16 protein-coding genes are annotated in these 18,014 nt (G+C 62.0%); 11 read left to right on the top strand and 5 right to left on the bottom strand.

The window, feature by feature from the left end; translation table 11 throughout:
* Positions 1–33 precede the first annotated feature (33 nt).
* The gene (locus tag BN32_RS10300; protein ID WP_019198105.1) at positions 34–1,167 is read left to right on the top strand and encodes a ribonucleotide-diphosphate reductase subunit beta; all 1,134 of its coding nucleotides are present in this window, start codon (positions 34–36) and stop codon (positions 1,165–1,167) included.
* A 215-nt stretch (positions 1,168–1,382) separates the two neighbouring features.
* Positions 1,383–3,431 carry a methyl-accepting chemotaxis protein gene (locus tag BN32_RS10295; RefSeq protein WP_040425624.1) on the top strand — a complete coding sequence of 683 codons (2,049 nt, stop codon included), beginning with the start codon at positions 1,383–1,385 and terminating at the stop codon, positions 3,429–3,431.
* 164 nt (positions 3,432–3,595) lie between these two features.
* Here the strand turns inward: BN32_RS10295 and BN32_RS10290 are convergent, their stop codons facing one another.
* On the bottom strand, positions 3,596–4,114 hold the full coding sequence (locus BN32_RS10290; protein ID WP_152343892.1) for a MarR family winged helix-turn-helix transcriptional regulator: 519 nt from the start codon (positions 4,112–4,114) through the stop codon (positions 3,596–3,598).
* A gap of 114 nt (positions 4,115–4,228) precedes the next feature.
* Here BN32_RS10290 and BN32_RS10285 point away from each other — a divergent pair, with 114 nt between their 5' ends.
* The 6 genes from BN32_RS10285 to fahA are packed head-to-tail and all read left to right on the top strand — an operon-like array spanning position 4,229 to position 10,325.
* On the top strand, positions 4,229–5,851 hold the full coding sequence (locus tag BN32_RS10285) for an FAD-dependent oxidoreductase (protein WP_019198102.1): 1,623 nt from the start codon (positions 4,229–4,231) through the stop codon (positions 5,849–5,851).
* The gene (locus tag BN32_RS10280; RefSeq protein WP_019198101.1) at positions 5,848–6,081 is read left to right on the top strand and encodes a DUF2783 domain-containing protein; all 234 of its coding nucleotides are present in this window, start codon (positions 5,848–5,850) and stop codon (positions 6,079–6,081) included. The genes BN32_RS10285 and BN32_RS10280 overlap by 4 nt, the downstream gene beginning before the upstream one ends.
* Entirely contained in the window at positions 6,078–7,034 is a 957-nt protein-coding gene (locus BN32_RS10275) for an MBL fold metallo-hydrolase (RefSeq protein ID WP_019198100.1), read from the top strand. Before BN32_RS10280 ends, BN32_RS10275 begins: the two co-directional genes overlap by 4 nt.
* 4 nt (positions 7,035–7,038) lie before the next feature.
* The gene (gene hmgA / locus BN32_RS10270; protein WP_019198099.1) at positions 7,039–8,385 is read left to right on the top strand and encodes a homogentisate 1,2-dioxygenase; all 1,347 of its coding nucleotides are present in this window, start codon (positions 7,039–7,041) and stop codon (positions 8,383–8,385) included.
* A 12-nt stretch (positions 8,386–8,397) separates the two neighbouring features.
* Entirely contained in the window at positions 8,398–9,036 is a 639-nt protein-coding gene (gene maiA / locus BN32_RS10265) for a maleylacetoacetate isomerase (RefSeq protein ID WP_082757495.1), read from the top strand.
* 17 nt (positions 9,037–9,053) lie between these two features.
* Entirely contained in the window at positions 9,054–10,325 is a 1,272-nt protein-coding gene (gene fahA, locus BN32_RS10260; protein WP_040426240.1) for a fumarylacetoacetase, read from the top strand.
* 98 nt (positions 10,326–10,423) lie between these two features.
* Here the strand turns inward: fahA and BN32_RS10255 are convergent, their stop codons facing one another.
* Complete coding sequence (locus BN32_RS10255) at positions 10,424–10,900, bottom strand: Lrp/AsnC family transcriptional regulator (protein ID WP_019198096.1); 477 nt, start codon at positions 10,898–10,900, stop codon at positions 10,424–10,426.
* Positions 10,901–11,045: 145 nt separating this feature from the next.
* Between BN32_RS10255 and hppD the strand changes: the two genes are divergently transcribed.
* Complete coding sequence (gene hppD / locus BN32_RS10250) at positions 11,046–12,170, top strand: 4-hydroxyphenylpyruvate dioxygenase (protein ID WP_040426238.1); 1,125 nt, start codon at positions 11,046–11,048, stop codon at positions 12,168–12,170.
* A 184-nt stretch (positions 12,171–12,354) separates the two neighbouring features.
* Here hppD and BN32_RS10245 read toward each other — a convergent pair whose 3' ends face one another.
* Positions 12,355–13,221, bottom strand: a complete 867-nt coding sequence (locus BN32_RS10245; protein ID WP_040426236.1) for a DMT family transporter — start codon at positions 13,219–13,221, stop codon at positions 12,355–12,357.
* 224 nt (positions 13,222–13,445) lie between these two features.
* Between BN32_RS10245 and BN32_RS10240 the strand changes: the two genes are divergently transcribed.
* Both BN32_RS10240 and BN32_RS10235 read left to right on the top strand, forming a co-directional pair.
* Positions 13,446–14,567, top strand: a complete 1,122-nt coding sequence (locus BN32_RS10240) for a M20/M25/M40 family metallo-hydrolase (RefSeq protein ID WP_040426234.1) — start codon at positions 13,446–13,448, stop codon at positions 14,565–14,567.
* 56 nt (positions 14,568–14,623) lie between these two features.
* Complete coding sequence (locus BN32_RS10235; protein ID WP_019198092.1) at positions 14,624–15,790, top strand: M20 aminoacylase family protein; 1,167 nt, start codon at positions 14,624–14,626, stop codon at positions 15,788–15,790.
* Between the two features lie 7 nt (positions 15,791–15,797).
* Here the strand turns inward: BN32_RS10235 and BN32_RS10230 are convergent, their stop codons facing one another.
* Positions 15,798–16,640, bottom strand: coding sequence for an alpha/beta hydrolase (locus tag BN32_RS10230; protein WP_019198091.1), 843 nt, complete (start codon positions 16,638–16,640; stop codon positions 15,798–15,800).
* A 69-nt stretch (positions 16,641–16,709) separates the two neighbouring features.
* Positions 16,710–17,948 (bottom strand): MFS transporter, encoded by a 1,239-nt coding sequence (locus BN32_RS10225; RefSeq protein WP_040425622.1) that lies wholly within the window; start codon positions 17,946–17,948, stop codon positions 16,710–16,712.
* Positions 17,949–18,014 lie beyond the last annotated feature (66 nt).

Below are 18,014 nucleotides of genomic sequence, written 5' to 3'. Positions count from 1 at the left end.
CGCCCAACATCAATGAACATCAGGAATATTTCTATGCTCGACTGGTCCGAAACTTCACCGAACAAAGCCGTCAATACGCTTCCACCGATCCTCACTGGCCAATCCACAGCGATTGATCAGACCGGTCTCGGCACCATCGACCGCAAGGGCGGCCGTGTGTCGGTGGACGACAAGGCGATGATCAACTGCCGCGCCGACGTCAACCAGCTGCTGCCGCTGAAGTACAAATGGGCGTGGGAGAAGTATCTCGCCGGTTGCAACAACCACTGGATGCCGACGGAAGTCTCGATGCAGGCGGACATCGCGCTGTGGAAGTCGCGCGATGGCCTCACCGACGACGAGCGCCGCGCCATCAAGCGCAATCTTGGTTTCTTCGCCGCGTCGGAGAGCCTCGTCGCCAACAACATCGTGCTGGCGATCTACCGCCACCTGACCAATCCCGAATGCCGCCAGTACCTGCTGCGGCAGGCGTTCGAGGAGGCGGTCCACACTCACACCTTCCAGTACATCGTCGAAAGTCTCGGCCTTGACGAGGGCGAGCTGTTCAACATGTACCGCGAGGTGCCGTCGATCACCGACAAGGCGGCATGGGCGCTGAAGCACACGCAGAATCTCGAGAACCCGGATTTCAAGACCGGTACGCCGGAATTGGATCAGGCCTTCCTGCGCGATCTGGTGGCGTTCTATGTGATCTTCGAGGGCATGTGGTTCTACACGGGCTTCGCGCAGATCCTGTCGCTCGGCCGCCGCAACAAGATGGTCGGCATCGCCGAACAGTATCAGTACATCCTGCGGGATGAATCCATTCACCTGAACTTCGGCATCGACGTCATCAACCAGATCAAGATGGAGAACGCGCATCTGTGGACGCACGCGTTTCAGGACGAGGTGCGCGGCATGATCCGCGAGGCTGCCGAACTGGAGGCTGCTTACAGCCGCGATACCATGCCGAGAGGATTTCTGGGGCTCAATGCCGCGCTGTGCGAGCAGTACATGCACTTCATCGCCAACCGCCGCTGCGCCCAGCTTGGACTGACGCGCGTATTCGATGAGACGGATAACCCGTTTCCGTGGATGTCGGAGGCGATGGATCTGAAGAAGGAAAAGAACTTCTTCGAGACTCGTGTGATCGAATACCAGAACGGTGGCGCGCTGAGCTGGGAATGAATTGTTAATTATTCGGCGCCAGGCGGTGCCGGGATATGGCTAAACCTGCTGTATTTGTACGCATCGTCCGCAAGAAACGCCCGCCTGGCGGGCGTTTTTGCTGCGTGAGGCAGTAATTTACGGGGTGTTATTCATTCCTGCTTATTTTGAAGCACTTTCAAACCGGCCGGCTCGCCGGCAGCTTCGTATGCAAAAAGAATTTTTGGGGGTTGGGAATGGGCTGGTTTAGGGGCGCTCCGGCAAAGCAGAGGGCAAACGTCAGCTTCCTTTCAAATCTTAGATTTCGAACCAAGATCATGCTCGGTTTCGTCACCGTGCTGGGTATCTCCGCCATCAACATGGGCGTCGCCTATTTCGGATTCGAGCGGATCGCCGATGGCGTTCAGTCCTATCAGGGGATCGTCGCCGAGAGCGACAGCGCGCGCGAGATCGATCGCGAGCTTGTGGCCTATCAGCTTCTCGCCCGCCAGTACGTGACGACCGGCCTTCCGGCCGACGAGGAGGCCGCGCGTGCCGCCGAGGCCAGCCTCGGCAGTGCGATCGAACGCGCCGCCCGGGTCGCGACCGCCGACAACCGCAAGAGCGTTCTCAATCTTTCCGCCAGCTACGGTGATTTCGCGGCGCTGTTCGCGGACGTCATCAAGCTGAAGACCGAAAACGCGGCGATCGCATCGAACCAGTTGCTCCGCATGGGCAACGTCATTCGCTACAAGTTTGACGATCTGGCCGATACTGCGATCCTGGCCGGCCTGACTTCGATTCAGCAGAATGCCAAGGAACTGGCGATCCACTCGGCATCCATCACTTCCAACATCAGCAATTATGTGCTGCGTCCTGATGCCGCCGTCGCCAACAGCGTCAACGCGCGCATGCAGCTTCTGAAGAACAGCTTTGGGACGTTGTCGGCAGAGGACGCGAAGCTTGCATCAAAGATCACGGAAATCACCCAGGAACTCGATGCCTACAAGGTGGCCTTCACGAAGTTCGTTGAGAACACCGCGAAGATCGTCGCACTGTCGACCAAGATGAACGAGGCGGCGTCGTCCGTGACGAAGGAAGCGAAGACCATCAAGGACGGTCTGGTGATCCGGCAGACGGAGCTCGCCAAGAAATCTGCAACGGCGGCACATTCGACCAGCCAGTTCGTCACAGCGCTCGGCGCCGGGGTCATCATGTTCGGCGCGATCCTCGCATGGATGCTGGGGCGGGGGATTTCCCGGCCGATGATCGGCATGTGTGACGCGATGCGGCAACTTGCCGGCGGCAATTTCGATGTCGTGCTGCCGGGGCTTGGTCGCAAGGATGAAATCGGCGAGATGGCCGGCGCTGTCGAGGAATTCAAGATGCGCGCGGTTGCCAAGGCGCAGAGCGAGGCGGCGGAGCGTGAGGCGCAGGGCAAATCCGCCAGCGCCGCACGCAGCGCGGAGCTTCATCGCTTCGCTGACGATTTCGAAACCGCGGTCGGCGTGATCGTATCGAGCGTCTCGTCCTCGGCGAGCCAGCTTGAGTCCTCAGCGACGACCCTGAGCCGGACCGTTGAGACGGCTCAGGAGCTGTCCGGCAAGGTCGCGGGCGCGTCGGAGGAAGCATCGGCGAACGTACAGTCCGTCGCTGCTGCTACCGAAGAGCTCTCCGCATCGGTCAATGAGATCGGCCGTCAGGTTCAGGAGTCGAGTCGCATTGCCGCCGCCGCAGTATCGCAGGCCGAAGCCACCGACGCGCGCATCGCCAAGCTGTCGCGGGCGGCGCAGGAGATCGGTGACGTGGTCAAGCTGATCACGGCGATCGCCGAGCAGACCAACCTGCTGGCGCTGAACGCCACCATCGAGGCTGCGCGGGCGGGCGAGGCGGGACGCGGCTTTGCCGTCGTCGCGTCTGAAGTGAAATCTCTGGCGAGCCAGACCGCGAAGGCGACCGACGAAATTTCATCGCACATCGCCGGAATGCAGGAAGCCACCCAGGAATCCGTCTTCGCCATCAAGGAAATCGGCGAGACCATCGGCCAGATTTCCAAGATCGCCGGCAACATCGCAGCCGCCATCGAACAGCAGACCACCGCGACGACGGAAATCGCCCGCAACGTCCAGAGTGCCGCCAGCGGCACGCTGGAAATCGCGGAGGGCATTTCCGAGGTCAACCGCGGCGCGAGCGAAACCGGAACTGCGTCAGGTGAAGTGTTGAACTCCGCGCAGACGCTGGCGGTCGAAAGCACGCGGCTGCGTCAGGAGCTGGATCGCTTTATGGCGAATATCCGCGCAGCGTGATGGCTTACTTTGCCTCTCCCCGCAGGCGGGGAGAGGGAGCAGATCCTGCCGACCATGCGGTCTTGGCGAGGAGCGTTAGCGACGAAGCAGTCCAACTCTTCCTTGTCGCTCTGGATTGCTTCGCTTGCGCCTGCAATGACGCCAAGTTGCATTAGCAGGGCCGCCTAATACGCGTCCCTTTTGGCGCGTGCGTCCTTCACGGTCTGAACCAGATCGAGACGCTGCTCGATCTTGCCGAGCGCGTTGGCGAACTCCTTCCGCTCGGCCGCTGTGAGGCATGACAGGATGTCCTGTTCCTTGCGCAGCAGGCGGGGAATGAGCTCCTCATAGAGTGCGTGTCCCTTGCGGGTGAGCTGCAGGGCAAGCTCGCGGCGGTCATCCGCATTCTCGACGCGTTCGATCAATTGCTGTTCCAGCAGGTGGGCGACGGCCCGGCTGATGGTCGATTTATGGGTCCGCGTGCAGTGGGCGATGTATTGCGCCGTGCAGGCGTCATCGCGAAAGCCCAGCGTGGCCAGCACCCGCCATTCCGGAATGTCCAAGCCATGTCGCTCGCGATACTCGCTGGCGAGTTCCGCGCTGACCTCCGCGGCCAGCCGGTTCAGCCGGAACGGCACGAACTTGAAGAGGTCGAGCTTGCTCAAGAAACACGTCCGGTTGGGCCAAGGCAGGGCCTCGGTCAAGTTGGTTGCAGTTGCAACGATAATAGCCTTGGTCTATCTTGCTGGCTAGAGCTTCATTCAAGAGGCACACCAGAGCTTCGTTCAAGGAGCCCGTCAGTCAAGCAGGGTAGAGACGTGCCGGAACCTCGGGTCATTCAGTTCGGCTATCGCCGCCATTCCGATCAGGACCGGACCGCCGCAGATGCGGCGCGCCATCCGGTGGTGGTGGTCGGGGCCGGACCGGTCGGGCTGACGCTGGCGATCGATCTGGCGCAGCGCGGCCATGGCGTGGTTCTGCTGGACGACGCCGACAGGATCGGCGACGGTTCGCGCGCGATCTGTTTTTCGAAACGCTCGCTGGAATTATGGGACCGTCTCGGCGTCGGCGAACGCATGGTGGAGAAGGGCGTTGTCTGGAAGGTCGGCAAGATCTTCCTGAACGACGACATGCTCTACCGCTTCGATCTGCTGCCGGAAGACGGGCACAAGATGCCGGCTTTTATCAATCTTCAGCAGTATTACGCCGAGGCCTTTCTGGTCGATCGGGTGCAGGAATTGCCGCAGATCGATCTGCGATGGCGCAACAAAGTGGTCGGGCTGGACCAGCGCAACGATCATGTCGTGCTGGCTATCGATACGCCGGATGGACGCTATCAGCTAAAGGCGGATTATGTTGTCGCCTGCGACGGTGCGCGGTCGGCCTTGCGCGGTTTCGTCGGCGCGGAGTTTTCCGGCGAGGTGTTCGAGGATCAGTTCCTAATCGCGGACGTCAAGATGACGGCGGAATTCCCGACCGAACGCTGGTTCTGGTTCGATCCGCCGTTTCATTCCGGCCAGTCCGCGCTGCTGCATCGCCAGCCTGACGACGTCTGGCGCATCGATCTGCAGCTGGGGCCGGACGCCGATCCCGCCGTTGAGCGCCTGCCGGAGAATGTACGTCCGCGCATTGAGCGCATGCTGGGTCACGCGAAGTTCGATTTCGAATGGATTTCGATCTACAAGTTCCAGTGCCGCCGCATGCAGCGCTTTGTCCATGAGCGTGTGATCTTCGCCGGCGACTCAGCACATCAGGTCTCGCCGTTCGGCGCGCGCGGTGCAAACTCCGGTCTGGAAGATGCTGAAAACGCCGCGTGGAAGCTGTCGCTGATCCTGCGAGGCAGGGCGCCAGCGTCGCTGCTCGACAGCTACGAGATCGAGCGCAGCGCCGCCGCCGACGAAAACATCCGTGCCTCGACCCGCTCGACCGACTTCATCGCGCCGCATTCGCAGCAGGAACGCCGGATGCGCCAGGCGGTGCTGAGGCTTGCCAGGGAAACCGAATTCGCCAAGCGGATGGTCAACGGCGGACGGCTCTCGACGCCGTCCATCTATCAGTCGCCGTTGTCGACGCCCGACAGCGATTCATGGGACGCGGGGCCTCGCCCCGGCGCGCAGATGATCGACGCGCCACTGGCGACCGCAAGCGGCGAGCCGATCTATCTCACCGAGGTTTTCAGGCAGGGGAGTGGCGACTTCGTCCTGTTGCGATCCGGAGCGGACGGCAACGATCTGCCCGGCTGTCACTCCATCCATATCGGCGAGACGGCTCCGCTGCGCGACGTGTCGGGGCTGTTTGCCAAGCGCTATGATGCCACCGACGGCGCGGCCTATCTGTTGCGTCCGGATGGCTATGTCGCGGCGCGTTTCCGGAAGCCGACGCATGAGGCCGTCGAGGCCGCCATCGCACGCGCCGGCGCGCAACCAGGAGCGTTGCCATGACACTCTCGACGCAATCGAATTTTTCCGATCCTGACACCGCCTACCGGCTGGTGGTGGAAGCGCATCGCGACCTGAGTGACGAGGACAGCGTATCGCTGGATACGGCGCTGGTCTTGATTCTGGCCAATCATATCGGGGATGCCGAGGTGCTGCGCGAAGCGATCGCGCTGGCAAAACGGCAACTTTCAAACGCAACAGACAAAACGGCTTCAACAGGAACTCAAAAATGAGCGCAAAAGGTTTCGCCTCGACGGGAGACATGACGGAGAAGACAATCACTTTCTCCGAAATCGGCCCGGACATCTATGCCTTCACCGCGGAGGGCGATCCCAACACGGCGGTAATCGTCGGCGACGACGGCTGCATCGTGTTCGACGCCCAGGCGACGCCGGCGATGGCCAACAGCGTGATCGAGCGCGTCAAGACCGTGACCGACAAGCCGATCAAGTACGTTGTGCTGTCGCATTATCATGCGGTGCGTGTGCTCGGCGCGTCCGCCTACAAGGCGCAGGGCATTATCGCCTCAACGGAAACCCAGCGGCTGATCGTGGAACGCGGACAGCAGGACTGGGATTCCGAGTATGGCCGGTTTCCAAGGCTGTTTCGCGACGCTGAGAGCATTCCCGGCCTGACCTGGCCGACGCTGACGTTCGACACCGGTATGACGCTCTATCTTGGCAAGCGCGAGGTGCAACTGATCCATCTCGGCGCGGGACACACCTCCGGCGATATCGTCGCCTGGGTGCCCGATGCTCAGGTGATGTGCTCCGGCGATCTGATCGAGTTTCATTCGGCGTGTTACTGCGGCGACGCATTGTTGCGCGAATGGCCGCTGACGCTGAATGAAATTCGCGACTTCAATCCGAAAGCCGTCGCGCCCGGCCGCGGTGATGCACTGAAGGGAACGGCGACCGTGAACGAGGCCATCGCCATGACGCGCGACTTCGTGACGTCGCTTTATGGCGCGGCGGAATTGTCGGTCGCGAAGGGACGTTCGCTGAAGGAAACCATGGCCGCGACGCGCGAGGTGATGGACCCGAAGTTCTCCAGCTTCGCCATCTATGAACATTGCCTGCCGTTCAATGTCTCGCGCGCGTTCGATGAAGCATCCGGGATCGACGATCCCGTGATCTGGACCGACAAGCGCGACCGCGAAATGTGGGCTGCTCTGCAAGGAGGATAATGCGATGAACATCAACACCGCTCCCGGCGCCGTCAATCGCAACGCCGTCAATGTCACGCCGGGCTACATGTCCGGCTTCGGCAACAGCTTCGAGACCGAGGCGCTGGCTGGCGCCTTGCCCATCGGCCGCAACTCGCCGCAGAATTGTGCCTACGGGCTTTATGCCGAACAACTGTCCGGTTCGCCGTTCACCGCGCCGCGCGGCACCAACGAGCGCTCTTGGCTCTATCGCATCCGCCCGTCGGTGAAGCATTCGGGCCGCTTCACCAAGGTTGACGCGAAATACTGGCGCACCGCGCCGTGCACCGAGTACGACATGCCGATCGCGCAGCTGCGCTGGGACCCGGTGCCGATGCCGAAGGAGGATCAGACCTTCCTGCAGGGCGTCACCACCATGACCACGGCGGGTGACGCCAATACGCAGGCGGGCATGGCGGCGCACATCTATCTCATCACCAAATCGATGGTGGATCAGCACTTTTACAATGCTGACGGTGAACTGATGTTCGTGGCGCAGGAGGGCAACCTGCGCCTCGTCACCGAGTTCGGCATCATCGACATCGAGCCCGGCGAGATCGCTGTGATCCCGCGCGGCGTCAAGTTCCGCGTCGAGATTCCCAACGGTCCGGCGCGCGGTTACCTGTGCGAGAACTACGGCGGCGCGTTCACGCTGCCGGAGCGCGGGCCGATCGGAGCGAATTGCCTGGCCAACTCGCGCGACTTCCTGACGCCGGTGGCGGCCTATGAGGACAAGGAAACGCCGACCGAGCTTTACGTGAAGTGGGGCGGATCGCTGTTCGTGACCAAGCTGCCGTATTCACCCATCGATGTGGTGGCATGGCACGGCAACTACGCGCCATATAAGTACGACCTGCGGACATTCTCGCCGGTCGGCGCCATCGGCTTCGATCATCCCGATCCCTCGATCTTCACCGTGCTGACCTCGCCGTCGGAAACGGCGGGCACTGCGAATATCGACTTTGTGATCTTCCCGGAGCGCTGGATGGTGGCGGAAAACACCTTCCGGCCGCCGTGGTATCACATGAACATCATGTCGGAGTTCATGGGGCTGATCTACGGCGTCTACGACGCCAAGCCGCAGGGCTTCGTGCCGGGCGGCATCAGCCTGCACAACATGATGTTGCCGCATGGGCCGGACCGCGAGGCGTTCGATCACGCCAGCAACGGCGAATTGAAGCCGGTGAAACTGACCGGCACCATGGCCTTCATGTTCGAGACGCGTTTTGCGCAGCACGTGACCGAATATGCCGCGACGACCAGCGCGTTGCAGGACGACTATGCCGATTGCTGGCAGGGGCTGGAGCGCCGCTTCGACCCGTCGAAGCCATAAGGCATGACCGGCATGGGTGATGCTGTTCTCTATGGCTACTTCCGCTCCAGCGCGGCCTATCGCGTGCGCATTGCGCTGGGTCTCAAGGGACTGAGCGCGGAGCATCGCTTCGTGCATCTGCGCAAGGGTGAGCAGACACAGCCGGCCTATCGCAAGGTCAATCCAGCGGGGCTGGTGCCGTACTGGATCGACGACGATCTCGAACTGGCGCAGTCGATTGCCATCATCGAATATCTCGACGAGACCCATCCGCAGCCGCCGTTGCTGCCGCCGGACGCGAAGGGGCGGGCGATAGCGCGCGAAATTGCGCTGGCGGTTGCAAGCGACATTCACCCGATCGGCAACCTGCGGGTGCTGAACAGGCTGACCGGCATGGGCGTCGATGAGGCCACGCGCGCGGCATGGTCGAAGCACTGGATCGAGACCGGATTCGAGGCGGTCGAGGCGCGGCTGTCGCATCTGCCCGGACCGTTTGCTCTCGGCGATCAGCCGACACTGGCGGATATCTGCATCGTGCCGCAGGTGTTCAACGCCCGCCGCTTCGGCGTGGACCTCACACCCTACAAGCGTATCGTGGCGATTGATGCCGCCGCCGCGAAACTCGATGCCTTCGCCGCCGCCGAACCCGGCCGCCAGCCCGACGCGGAATAACCATCCGGATGGATAAGATGCACCCGAACGATCCCAAGCTGCGCTCTTTCATCGAGGTTGATCCATCCTCGGATTTTCCGATCCAGAATTTGCCCTATGGGGTGTTCTTCACGCCGGAGCAGCCGGATCTGCGGGTCGGTGTCGCAATCGGTGACTTCGTTCTAGACCTCGCGGCGCTGGAAGCCGCGGGCCTGATCCGTTTTGACAATGCCAACGGTGTTTTCGCGAAGCCGTCGCTGAATGCCTTCATGGCGCTTGGTCCGAAGGTGTGGACCAGGACCCGTGCACGGATCAGCGAATTGTTGCGGCATGATCATCCGGAATTGCGCGACAACATGCCCTTGCGGAGGAGCGCTTTGATTCCGCAGAACTTCGCGCAATTTCATATGCCGATCGCCGTGCAGGGCTTCACCGATTTCTATTCGTCGAAGGAACACGCGACCAATGTCGGCATCATGTTCCGTGGCAAGGACAATGCTTTGATGCCAAACTGGCTGTCGATTCCGATTGGCTACAACGGCCGCGCATCGACCGTCGTGGTCAGCGGCACACCAATCCGCCGTCCGCGCGGGCAGCTGAAGCCGCCGACAGCGGATGCGCCGGTATTCGGTCCCTGCAGGCGGCTCGACTTTGAACTGGAAATGGGTGTTGTGATCGGTCAGGCGTCCGCCATGGGCGAGATGCTGACTGAGCAGCAGGCCGAGGAGATGATCTTCGGCTTCACGCTGCTGAACGATTGGAGCGCGCGCGACATTCAGGCGTGGGAGTATGTGCCGCTGGGTCCGTTTCAGGCGAAGGCGTTCGGCACCTCGATCAGTCCGTGGATCGTGACACGCGAGGCGCTGGAGCCGTTCCGCGTCAAGGGACCGGCGCAGGACCCGGTGCCGCTGTCATATCTGCAGCAGAAAGGCGCGAACAACTACGACCTGCAGCTCGCCGTCGATCTCAAGACGGAGACGTTGCAGAAGCCGGCGGGCATCACCCGAACCAATTTCAAATACATGTACTGGTCATCGGTGCAGCAGCTCGTGCATCACGCTTCATCAGGTTGTGCGATGAATGTCGGCGATCTGCTCGGCTCGGGCACCATCAGCGGCCCCGATAAAAGCGAACGCGGCAGCATGCTTGAGCTGAGCTGGGGCGGCGCCGAGCCGCTTGATCTCGGCAATGGTGTGCAGCGATCGTTTCTCGACGACGGCGACTCGCTCACCATGCGCGGCTGGTGTCAGGGCAACGGCTATCGCGTCGGCTTCGGCGAGGTTGAGGGGACGATCCTGCCGTCCGTTTAGAAGTGGGTTGTATCAATCGTCATAGCGAGCGAAGCGAAGCAATCCAGAGCAACAAGCAAGACCGGATTGCTTCGTCGCTGCGCTCTTCGCAATGACGGTTAGGTCGATAACTTCCGTATCGGCAGCTTGCGCGTGGTCTTCAGCCGGTCGAGCACGATGGACGAGCGCACATGCGCCACGCTCTCGTGCGGCATCAGGACGTTGTTGACGATGTCGGACAGGCTCTTGAGATCGCTCAACACGACCTTCAGCAAATAGTCCGCGTCGCCGGTCAGCGAATAGGCTTCCTGGATCTCATCCACCCTGCGCATCAGGTCGCGAAAGCGCTTGGCGTTGTTGGGAGAGTGTGTCGCCAGCGTGATCTGGATAAAGGCCAGCACGTTGAAACCCAGTGCTTCGCTGGCGAGGTCGGCGTGATAACCGGCGATGACCTTCTCGTCCTCCAGCCGCGTTCGCCGCCGCGAGCATTGCGATGCCGAAAGACCTGCGAGGTCGGCCAGTTGCTGATTGGTCAGGCGCCCATCGTCCTGAAGCGCGGCGAGGATTTTGAGGTCGAAACCGTCCAGCGATGTCATGCGGAAAATCCACTATTTGTGCACGATCCGTGCACGATATTAGCAAAGTATGCCATATTTTGCACGCCTGTTGCATCAAAAGCGGCTCATGATCACCTCCAGATTAGCAGGAATCGCCAGCGAAGACTGGCAAGAGGAGATCGCCATGGGTCCGTTTCCGCACGATGCGCCGGCCGCCGTCATTTCCGAGCACAATCCGATGGGCACCGATGGCTTCGAGTTTGTCGAGTACGCTCATCCCGAGCCGGAAAAGCTGCACGCGCTGTTCCGCCTGATGGGGTTCAAGGCGGTCGCCCGTCACAAGACCAAGGCGATCACGGTCTATCGCCAGGGCGACGTGAACTACCTCGTCAACGAACAGCCCGGTGCGCACGGGTATGACTTTGTCGCCGCGCATGGTCCGTGTGCGCCGTCGATGGCGTTCCGCGTGGTCGATGCAAGGCATGCCTATGAGCGCGCGCTGGTGCTCGGCGCAGAGCCTGCGGACGAGATCTCATCCCGCAAGACGCTGGACGTGCCCGCGATCAAGGGCATCGGCGGCAGCCTGCTGTACTTCGTCGATCGCTACGGCGCGAAGGGCTCGGCTTACGACGCCGAGTTCGAGTGGCTTGGGCTGAAGGACATTCGCCCCGATGGCGCTGGTCTGTTCTATCTCGATCACCTGACCCACAACGTCCATCGCGGCCGCATGGATGTGTGGACCGGATTCTATGAGCGGCTGTTCAATTTCCGCCAGATCCGCTTTTTCGACATCGAGGGCAGGGCCTCTGGCCTGTTTTCACGCGCGCTGACCAGTCCCGACGGCAAGATCCGGATTCCGATCAACGAGGATGCGGGCGATTCCGGCCAGATCGAGGAATATCTCAACACCTATCACGGCGAGGGCATCCAGCACATCGCCTGCGGCGTGAAGGACATCCATCACACCATCGAGAAACTGCGCGCGGACGGGTTGCCGTTCATGCCGCCGCCGCCGGACACCTATTTCGAGAAGATCGATGCGCGGCTGCCGAAACATGGTGAGGATGTCGCGCGGCTGCAGAAGAACGGCATCCTGATCGACGGCGAGGGCGTGGTCGATGGCGGTCACACCAAGGTGTTGCTGCAGATCTTCTCGGCCAACGCGATCGGCCCGATCTTCTTCGAGTTCATCCAGCGCAAGGGCGACGACGGCTTTGGCGAGGGCAACTTCAAGGCGCTGTTCGAGTCGATCGAGGAAGACCAGATCCGGCGCGGCGTGCTGTCGGTGGACAAGACGAGCGCGGCTTGAATTTTCTTCCTCTCCCCGTTTACGGGGAGAGGGTTGGAGTGAGGGGGAATAGCATCCGGTTTGCGCTAGAGCCCCTCACCCGGATTGCCATAGCGCGTCGAAGACGCGCGTGAACGCGCTTATGGCAATCCGACCTCTCCCCGCAGGCGGGGAGAGGTGAAGACTCACTCGCAATGGCCGCCGGCTATGAGCGTTTCAGGTTCAGCAGATTGCCGGTCAGGATCAGCGCAGCGCCCGCGATGGTCGCTGCATCGAGCCGCTCGGAATAGATCAGCCAGCCGACCGCAGCCGACAGCGGCACGCGGAGAAAATCCATCGGCACGACAACCGTGGTGTCGGCATAGCGCATCGCCTGCGTCACGCAGTAGTGCGAATAGGTGCCGCTGAACGCGATCACGATGACCCACGGCCAGGCCTGCGCCGATGGCCAGCGCCAATAGTGATAGGCCGGGAGCAGGCCGATCAGCGACTGGATCACCAGCATCCAGAAGATGATCGCGACGACCGAGTCGGTACGGGTGAGCGATTTCATCATGACGATCGATACGCCGAATCCGACTGCCGCCAGAACCATGATCAACTGGCCCGGGCTGACCGGTGCAGCGCCGGGCTGCACGATGATGACCACGCCCACCAGCCCCAGCACGATGGCCAGAATCTTCCACGCATTCAGGCGCTCGCCGAGAAAACCCACCGCCAGCAGCGCAGTCCAGATCGGCATGGTGAACTCGATGGCGACGACCTGTGCCAGCGGGATCAGCGTCAGGGCCAGAAACCAGCCGTACTGCGCCGCGTAATGGACGATGTTGCGGCCGAGATACTGAAGCGGCCGTGCCGTCTTCAGGCTCGCAAAGCCGCCGTTCATGACAATCAGCGGGGAGAGCATGATCAGGCCGATGGCCGAACGCAATTCCATGATCAGGAACACGTCGAGTTCGCGAGAGAGCTCGCGGCCCGCCACCAGCAGGACCAGCATCAGGGTGAGCCAGCCGACCATCCAGCTGGCGGCCTTCGCGTTGGACGGGGGCACGGCGACGAGCGACTGCGTCACAAACGCACCTGTGTTGCAGCGCAAATCGACATCGCAAGCCCTTCCTGATTGGACGGCCTGCATACGCAATCTGATTTCGGCAGGCAACATCGCCAAACTGGCAGCAGGCCCGGCAAGTTTGCATCTTGCATCGGTTGCCGAACCTGCAACGATCCGGAGCGTGGGACGCAGATTCCGCCATTCAGAAAAGCAAACTCCAGGGGGACAACGCCTTGCTCAATCCCATGTCGCTTCCGTTCGATGTTGAAACCATGCTGGCGGGCCTGCGCCCGTGGGTTGAATGCGAAAGTCCGACTTGGGATGCCGCTGCGGTCAACCGAATGCTCGAGCTCGCCGCCCGCGACATGGCGATTGACGGCGCGTCGATTGAATATGTCGCCGGGCGGCAGGGTTTCGGCGGCTGCATCCGGGCGCGATTTCCGCACCCCAAGCAGGGACAGCCGGGCATTCTGATCGCGGGCCACATGGACACGGTTCATCCGGTCGGCACGCTGCAAAAGCTGACGTGGCGGCGTGAGGGCGGCAAATGTTACGGGCCGGGCATCCTCGACATGAAAGGCGGCAATTACGCCGCGCTCGAAGCTATCCGGCAATTGCAGAGAGCGTCGATTGCAACGCCGCTGCCAGTGACGGTTCTCTTCACGCCGGACGAGGAAGTCGGCACCCCCAGCACGCGTGACATCATCGAGGCGGAAGCCGCGCGCAACAAGTATGTGCTGGTGCCGGAACCGGCGTTCAGGAATGCAGGCGTCACCACGGGTCGCTACGCGATTGCGCGGTTCAATCTGGAAGCTGTCGGCAAGCCGAGCCACGCTGGTGCGACGCTAGCGGCAGGGCGATCCGCAATCCGCGAAATGGCGCGGCAGATCATCGCCATCGACGGCATGACCGGCGACGACTGCACCTTCAGCGTCGGCGTCGTTCACGGCGGGCAGTGGGTCAACTGCGTGGCGTCGAGCTGCCGCGGCGAGGCACTCAGCATGGCGAAACGCCAGGCCGATCTCGATCGCGGGGTCGAGCGGATGCTGGCGCTGAACGGCACGACGAATGACGTGACGTTCACGGTGACGCGCGGCGTGACGCGGCCGGTCTGGGAACCCAATGCCGGAACCATGGCGCTTTATGAACAGGTGCGCGCGGTGGGGAAGACAATCGGCCTCGATCTGATCCACGGCAGTTCGGGCGGCGGCTCAGACGGAAACTTCACCGGCGCGATGGGGCTGTCGACGCTGGACAGCCTTGGCGTGCGCGGCGCGGATTATCATACCCTCAACGAGCATATCGAAGTCGACAGCCTGGTCGAACGCGGACGTTTGATGGCCGGTCTCTTGGCCACCCTGCAATGATTTGCCAAGATGGCGCTGCTTTGCCTGGCTACAATCTTAAAAACGGATGACGCCGCATGCCCAATATTGAACTGATCGACAGCTTTGCCGACGAACTCACCGCGATCCGCCGCGATCTTCATGCGCACCCGGAAATCGGCTTCGAGGAACATCGCACATCTGGCATCGTCGCCGAGAAGCTCGCGGGATGGGGCATCGAGGTGCATCGCGGCCTCGGCGGCACCGGCGTGGTCGGGCTGCTGAAAGGCAAGGGCGGCGGCAACAGGCGGATCGGCCTGCGCGCCGATATGGACGCGTTGCCGATGGAGGAAAAGACCAATCTGAGCTGGCGCTCGACGATTCCCGATCGCTTTCACGGCTGCGGTCATGACGGGCACACCACGATCCTGCTAGGCACGGCGCGCTATCTAGCGCAGACCCGCAACTTCGACGGCACGGTGGCTTTCATTTTTCAGCCCGCCGAAGAAGGGCTCGGCGGCGCGCGCGCCATGATCAAGGACGGGCTGTTCGAGAAATTTCCGCTCGACGAGGTCTATGGGCTGCATAACGCGCCCCAGCTTAATCCGGGTCAGGTCGCGATCTTTCCCGGGCCGAGCATGGCCTGCGCGGATTTCTTCGACATCACCATCACCGGCTATGGCAGCCACGGCGCGATGCCGGAAATGTCACGCGACCCGGTGGTGATCGCGATGACGCTGGGGCAGGCGTTGCAGACCATCGTCAGCCGCAATGTTGATCCGCTGAAATCCGCGGTGCTGTCGATCACGCAGATCCATGCGGGCTCGGCCTACAATGTCATTCCGGGCGAGGCGATGCTGGCAGGCACCGTGCGGACGTTTTCCGAGAAGGTCCGGGAAAAGATCCGCGACCGGATGCGCACCATCGCAGCCGGCATGGCGGCAGCGTTTCAGGTCGAGATCAAGGTGGATATCCGCGATATCTTCTCGGTGCTGGTCAATCACGAAGAGCAGTCGCATTTCGTGGCGGACGTGGCCCGCGAGGTTGTCGGCAGCGAGAACGTGCTGACGACGCCGACACCGAAAATGGGCAGCGAGGATTTCGCCGACATGCTGCTTGCGGTGCCGGGGGCCTATTTCTGGCTGGGTCACGAGGGGAGCGTGCCGCTGCACAATCCCGGCTTCATCCTCGACGACAAGATTTTGCCCGTCGGGGCGAGCCTGTTCTCGCGCATCATCGAGAAACGGTTGCCGCTCGCGGCGTGAGCTGCAACTAGCGCTCGAAAAGCTGACGGACCAGCGTCGTCAGGCGGCCTGAGGGCGATGCCAGTTCATCCATCATGGTGAAGTGGTTCGCACCGGGAATTTCCTCGTAGACGACCGGTAATCCGTGCGTGGCGCGGTGCGCGGCGAAATCGGCGGACTGTTTGCGCAGCAACGGCAATTCTCCGCTGCCTGCGACAACAACGAGGGGTTTGTCCACGCCGCCCGGTTGCAGCACCGGAGAGTTGCGGCGGCTCATGGCCTCATCAAGCCCGAGCTTGGCGTTCAGGTAGCTGTGGCGGATCGGTTCGAGATCGTAGATCCCGCTGATCAGAAGCCCGGCCTTGATGTGCGGATGGCCGAGCGTCATGGACGACAGATGCCCGCCGGCCGACCAGCCGGACACAACCAGTCTGTCCGCGCTGCCGCCGAGCGCCGGAAGTTCGTTGACAAGGGTATCGATGCCGGTGCGGACCTCATCCACGATCTGGTCGAGCGTCGCGTCGGGCGCGAGTGTGTAACCGATAAGGGCGACGTTGATACCATGCGCCATCGGCCCGCTGGCGCTGAACGCAAAGGTTTCCTTCGCGCGCGTCTGCCAGTAGCCGCCATGAATGAAGACCAGCGTCGGGCCGCCGTTACTCGCTTTGAGGAAATCGATCCGGTTGCGCTCGCGCGGACCATAACGAAGATCGAGAGACTGCGGATGCCGCGCGCGCATCTCGGCCGACAATCTGTCCCATTCGCCGACAATGGATGCGGTTTCGGGCACGTGGGTTGTGTTATTGAACCCGAGGTCGAGCTGTTCCTGCGTCAGCTTGCGCCAATCCGGTGCGTCGAGTGGCGCGCTCATGGCAATATCTCCAGCTCCATCATGCAGCGATGATTGCAACTTGCGGACATCGGCGCAACTGGCATGTGGTCACTGCCGCAGCGCGGGGACCACGAGAAACGGGATCATGCCGAGGATCACACTGACGAGGGCAAACAGCAGCAGCGCGTCGTAGCCGCCGGTCATGTCGTGGATCAGCCCGCCGGCCCACGAGCCGAAGGCCGAGCCAAGGCCGCTGCCAATGGAAATCGTTCCAAAGATCGTACCGACCCGCTCGCCGCGGAAAATCTTCATCGCGGTTGCGGTGATCAGCGGGCCGCGCGAGCCGATCATGCTGCCGAATGTCACCACGAACGCGGTCAGCAGCCAGACATTGGGGTACGATTTCAGCAGCCAGAGCAGGCCGATGCCGATGATCGACAGGGCGTAGCTGAACAGCACCGAGCGGCGGCGTCCGATAATTCCGTCGAGCCAGGTGACGCCGAGCATGCCGAACAGCAGCACCACGCCACTGAACCCCCACGCGGTCGCGGCCTGCAGCGGCGGAAACCCGGCATCGATCAGATAGGCGACGATCTGGGCCGAGAGCGCGAACATGCCGACCGCGGTGAAGAAGAATGTGCAGAACAGGGCCCAGAATGCGTGATGACGCATCGCGCTGAGCAACGTCCAGCCCTCGTCGATGACCTCGGCGGCGGCGTTCCTTGCCAGCGTGGCCGAGCCGGACGCGAACAGTTTCCACGGCAAAAACAGTAGCGGAATAAGCATCACCAGCGCCGTCGCGCCGAAGATCTGATACGCGCCGCGCCAGCCGACGCGGTCAATCAGGACCTGCGACAACGGCAACAGGATCAGCACGCCGGCGCCGGTCGCGGAGTAGACCACGGCCATTGCGGTGGGCAGCTTCGGGCCGAACCATCGTCCAAGCAGGATCGAGTTCGGGACGTTGCCGATGCAAGCGATGCCGAGCCCTACGCAGAGGCCGAGGCTGAGCTGGAATTGCCAAAGCTGTTGCGCATAGGCGGCGGCGAGGAACGCGCTACCCAGCAAGGCCAGTCCCAGCGAATAGACGGCGCGGGGGCCAGACCGATCGAACAGTCGTCCGATGAAAGGAGCCGAGAGGCCGCCTGCCAGCGCTGCCAGCGAGTAGATCGAGATGATTTCCGCCCGGTCCCAGCTGAAGCTCTGGGAAATCGGCAACAGGAAAACCGTGAAGCTTTCGCCGAGTCCGCGTCCGAGCACGGACAGCGCGAAGCACACCGCCAGCACGTTGAGCGCGATGTGCACGGGCTTCATGGCCGGTTTCATGTCCGGGGTCATGGGGGTCATCGGGCGCGCCCGGGGAACAAATCGCGACTCATATGTCTATGAACCGCAATTCGCCGGTCAGGAGCA

This window comes from Afipia birgiae 34632 (assembly GCF_000308295.2).
GTDB lineage: Bacteria > Pseudomonadota > Alphaproteobacteria > Rhizobiales > Xanthobacteraceae > Afipia > Afipia birgiae.
This window is presented reverse-complemented; position numbering and strand designations above follow the sequence as displayed.

Bases quoted from the DNA above. Each gene is read 5' to 3' on its own strand.
- maiA (WP_082757495.1), top strand. From the start codon at position 8,398: ATGGGTGATGCTGTTCTCTATGGCTACTTCCGCTCCAGCGCGGCCTAT.
- BN32_RS10295 (WP_040425624.1), top strand. From the start codon at position 1,383: ATGGGCTGGTTTAGGGGCGCTCCGGCAAAGCAGAGGGCAAACGTCAGC.
- BN32_RS10280 (WP_019198101.1), top strand. From the start codon at position 5,848: ATGACACTCTCGACGCAATCGAATTTTTCCGATCCTGACACCGCCTAC.
- hmgA (WP_019198099.1), top strand. From the start codon at position 7,039: ATGAACATCAACACCGCTCCCGGCGCCGTCAATCGCAACGCCGTCAAT.
- BN32_RS10230 (WP_019198091.1), bottom strand. From the start codon at position 16,640: ATGAGCGCGCCACTCGACGCACCGGATTGGCGCAAGCTGACGCAGGAA.
- BN32_RS10255 (WP_019198096.1), bottom strand. From the start codon at position 10,900: ATGACATCGCTGGACGGTTTCGACCTCAAAATCCTCGCCGCGCTTCAG.
- fahA (WP_040426240.1), top strand. From the start codon at position 9,054: ATGCACCCGAACGATCCCAAGCTGCGCTCTTTCATCGAGGTTGATCCA.
- BN32_RS10275 (WP_019198100.1), top strand. From the start codon at position 6,078: ATGAGCGCAAAAGGTTTCGCCTCGACGGGAGACATGACGGAGAAGACA.
- hppD (WP_040426238.1), top strand. From the start codon at position 11,046: ATGGGTCCGTTTCCGCACGATGCGCCGGCCGCCGTCATTTCCGAGCAC.
- BN32_RS10300 (WP_019198105.1), top strand. From the start codon at position 34: ATGCTCGACTGGTCCGAAACTTCACCGAACAAAGCCGTCAATACGCTT.
- BN32_RS10240 (WP_040426234.1), top strand. From the start codon at position 13,446: ATGTCGCTTCCGTTCGATGTTGAAACCATGCTGGCGGGCCTGCGCCCG.
- BN32_RS10225 (WP_040425622.1), bottom strand. From the start codon at position 17,948: ATGACCCCCATGACCCCGGACATGAAACCGGCCATGAAGCCCGTGCAC.
- BN32_RS10235 (WP_019198092.1), top strand. From the start codon at position 14,624: ATGCCCAATATTGAACTGATCGACAGCTTTGCCGACGAACTCACCGCG.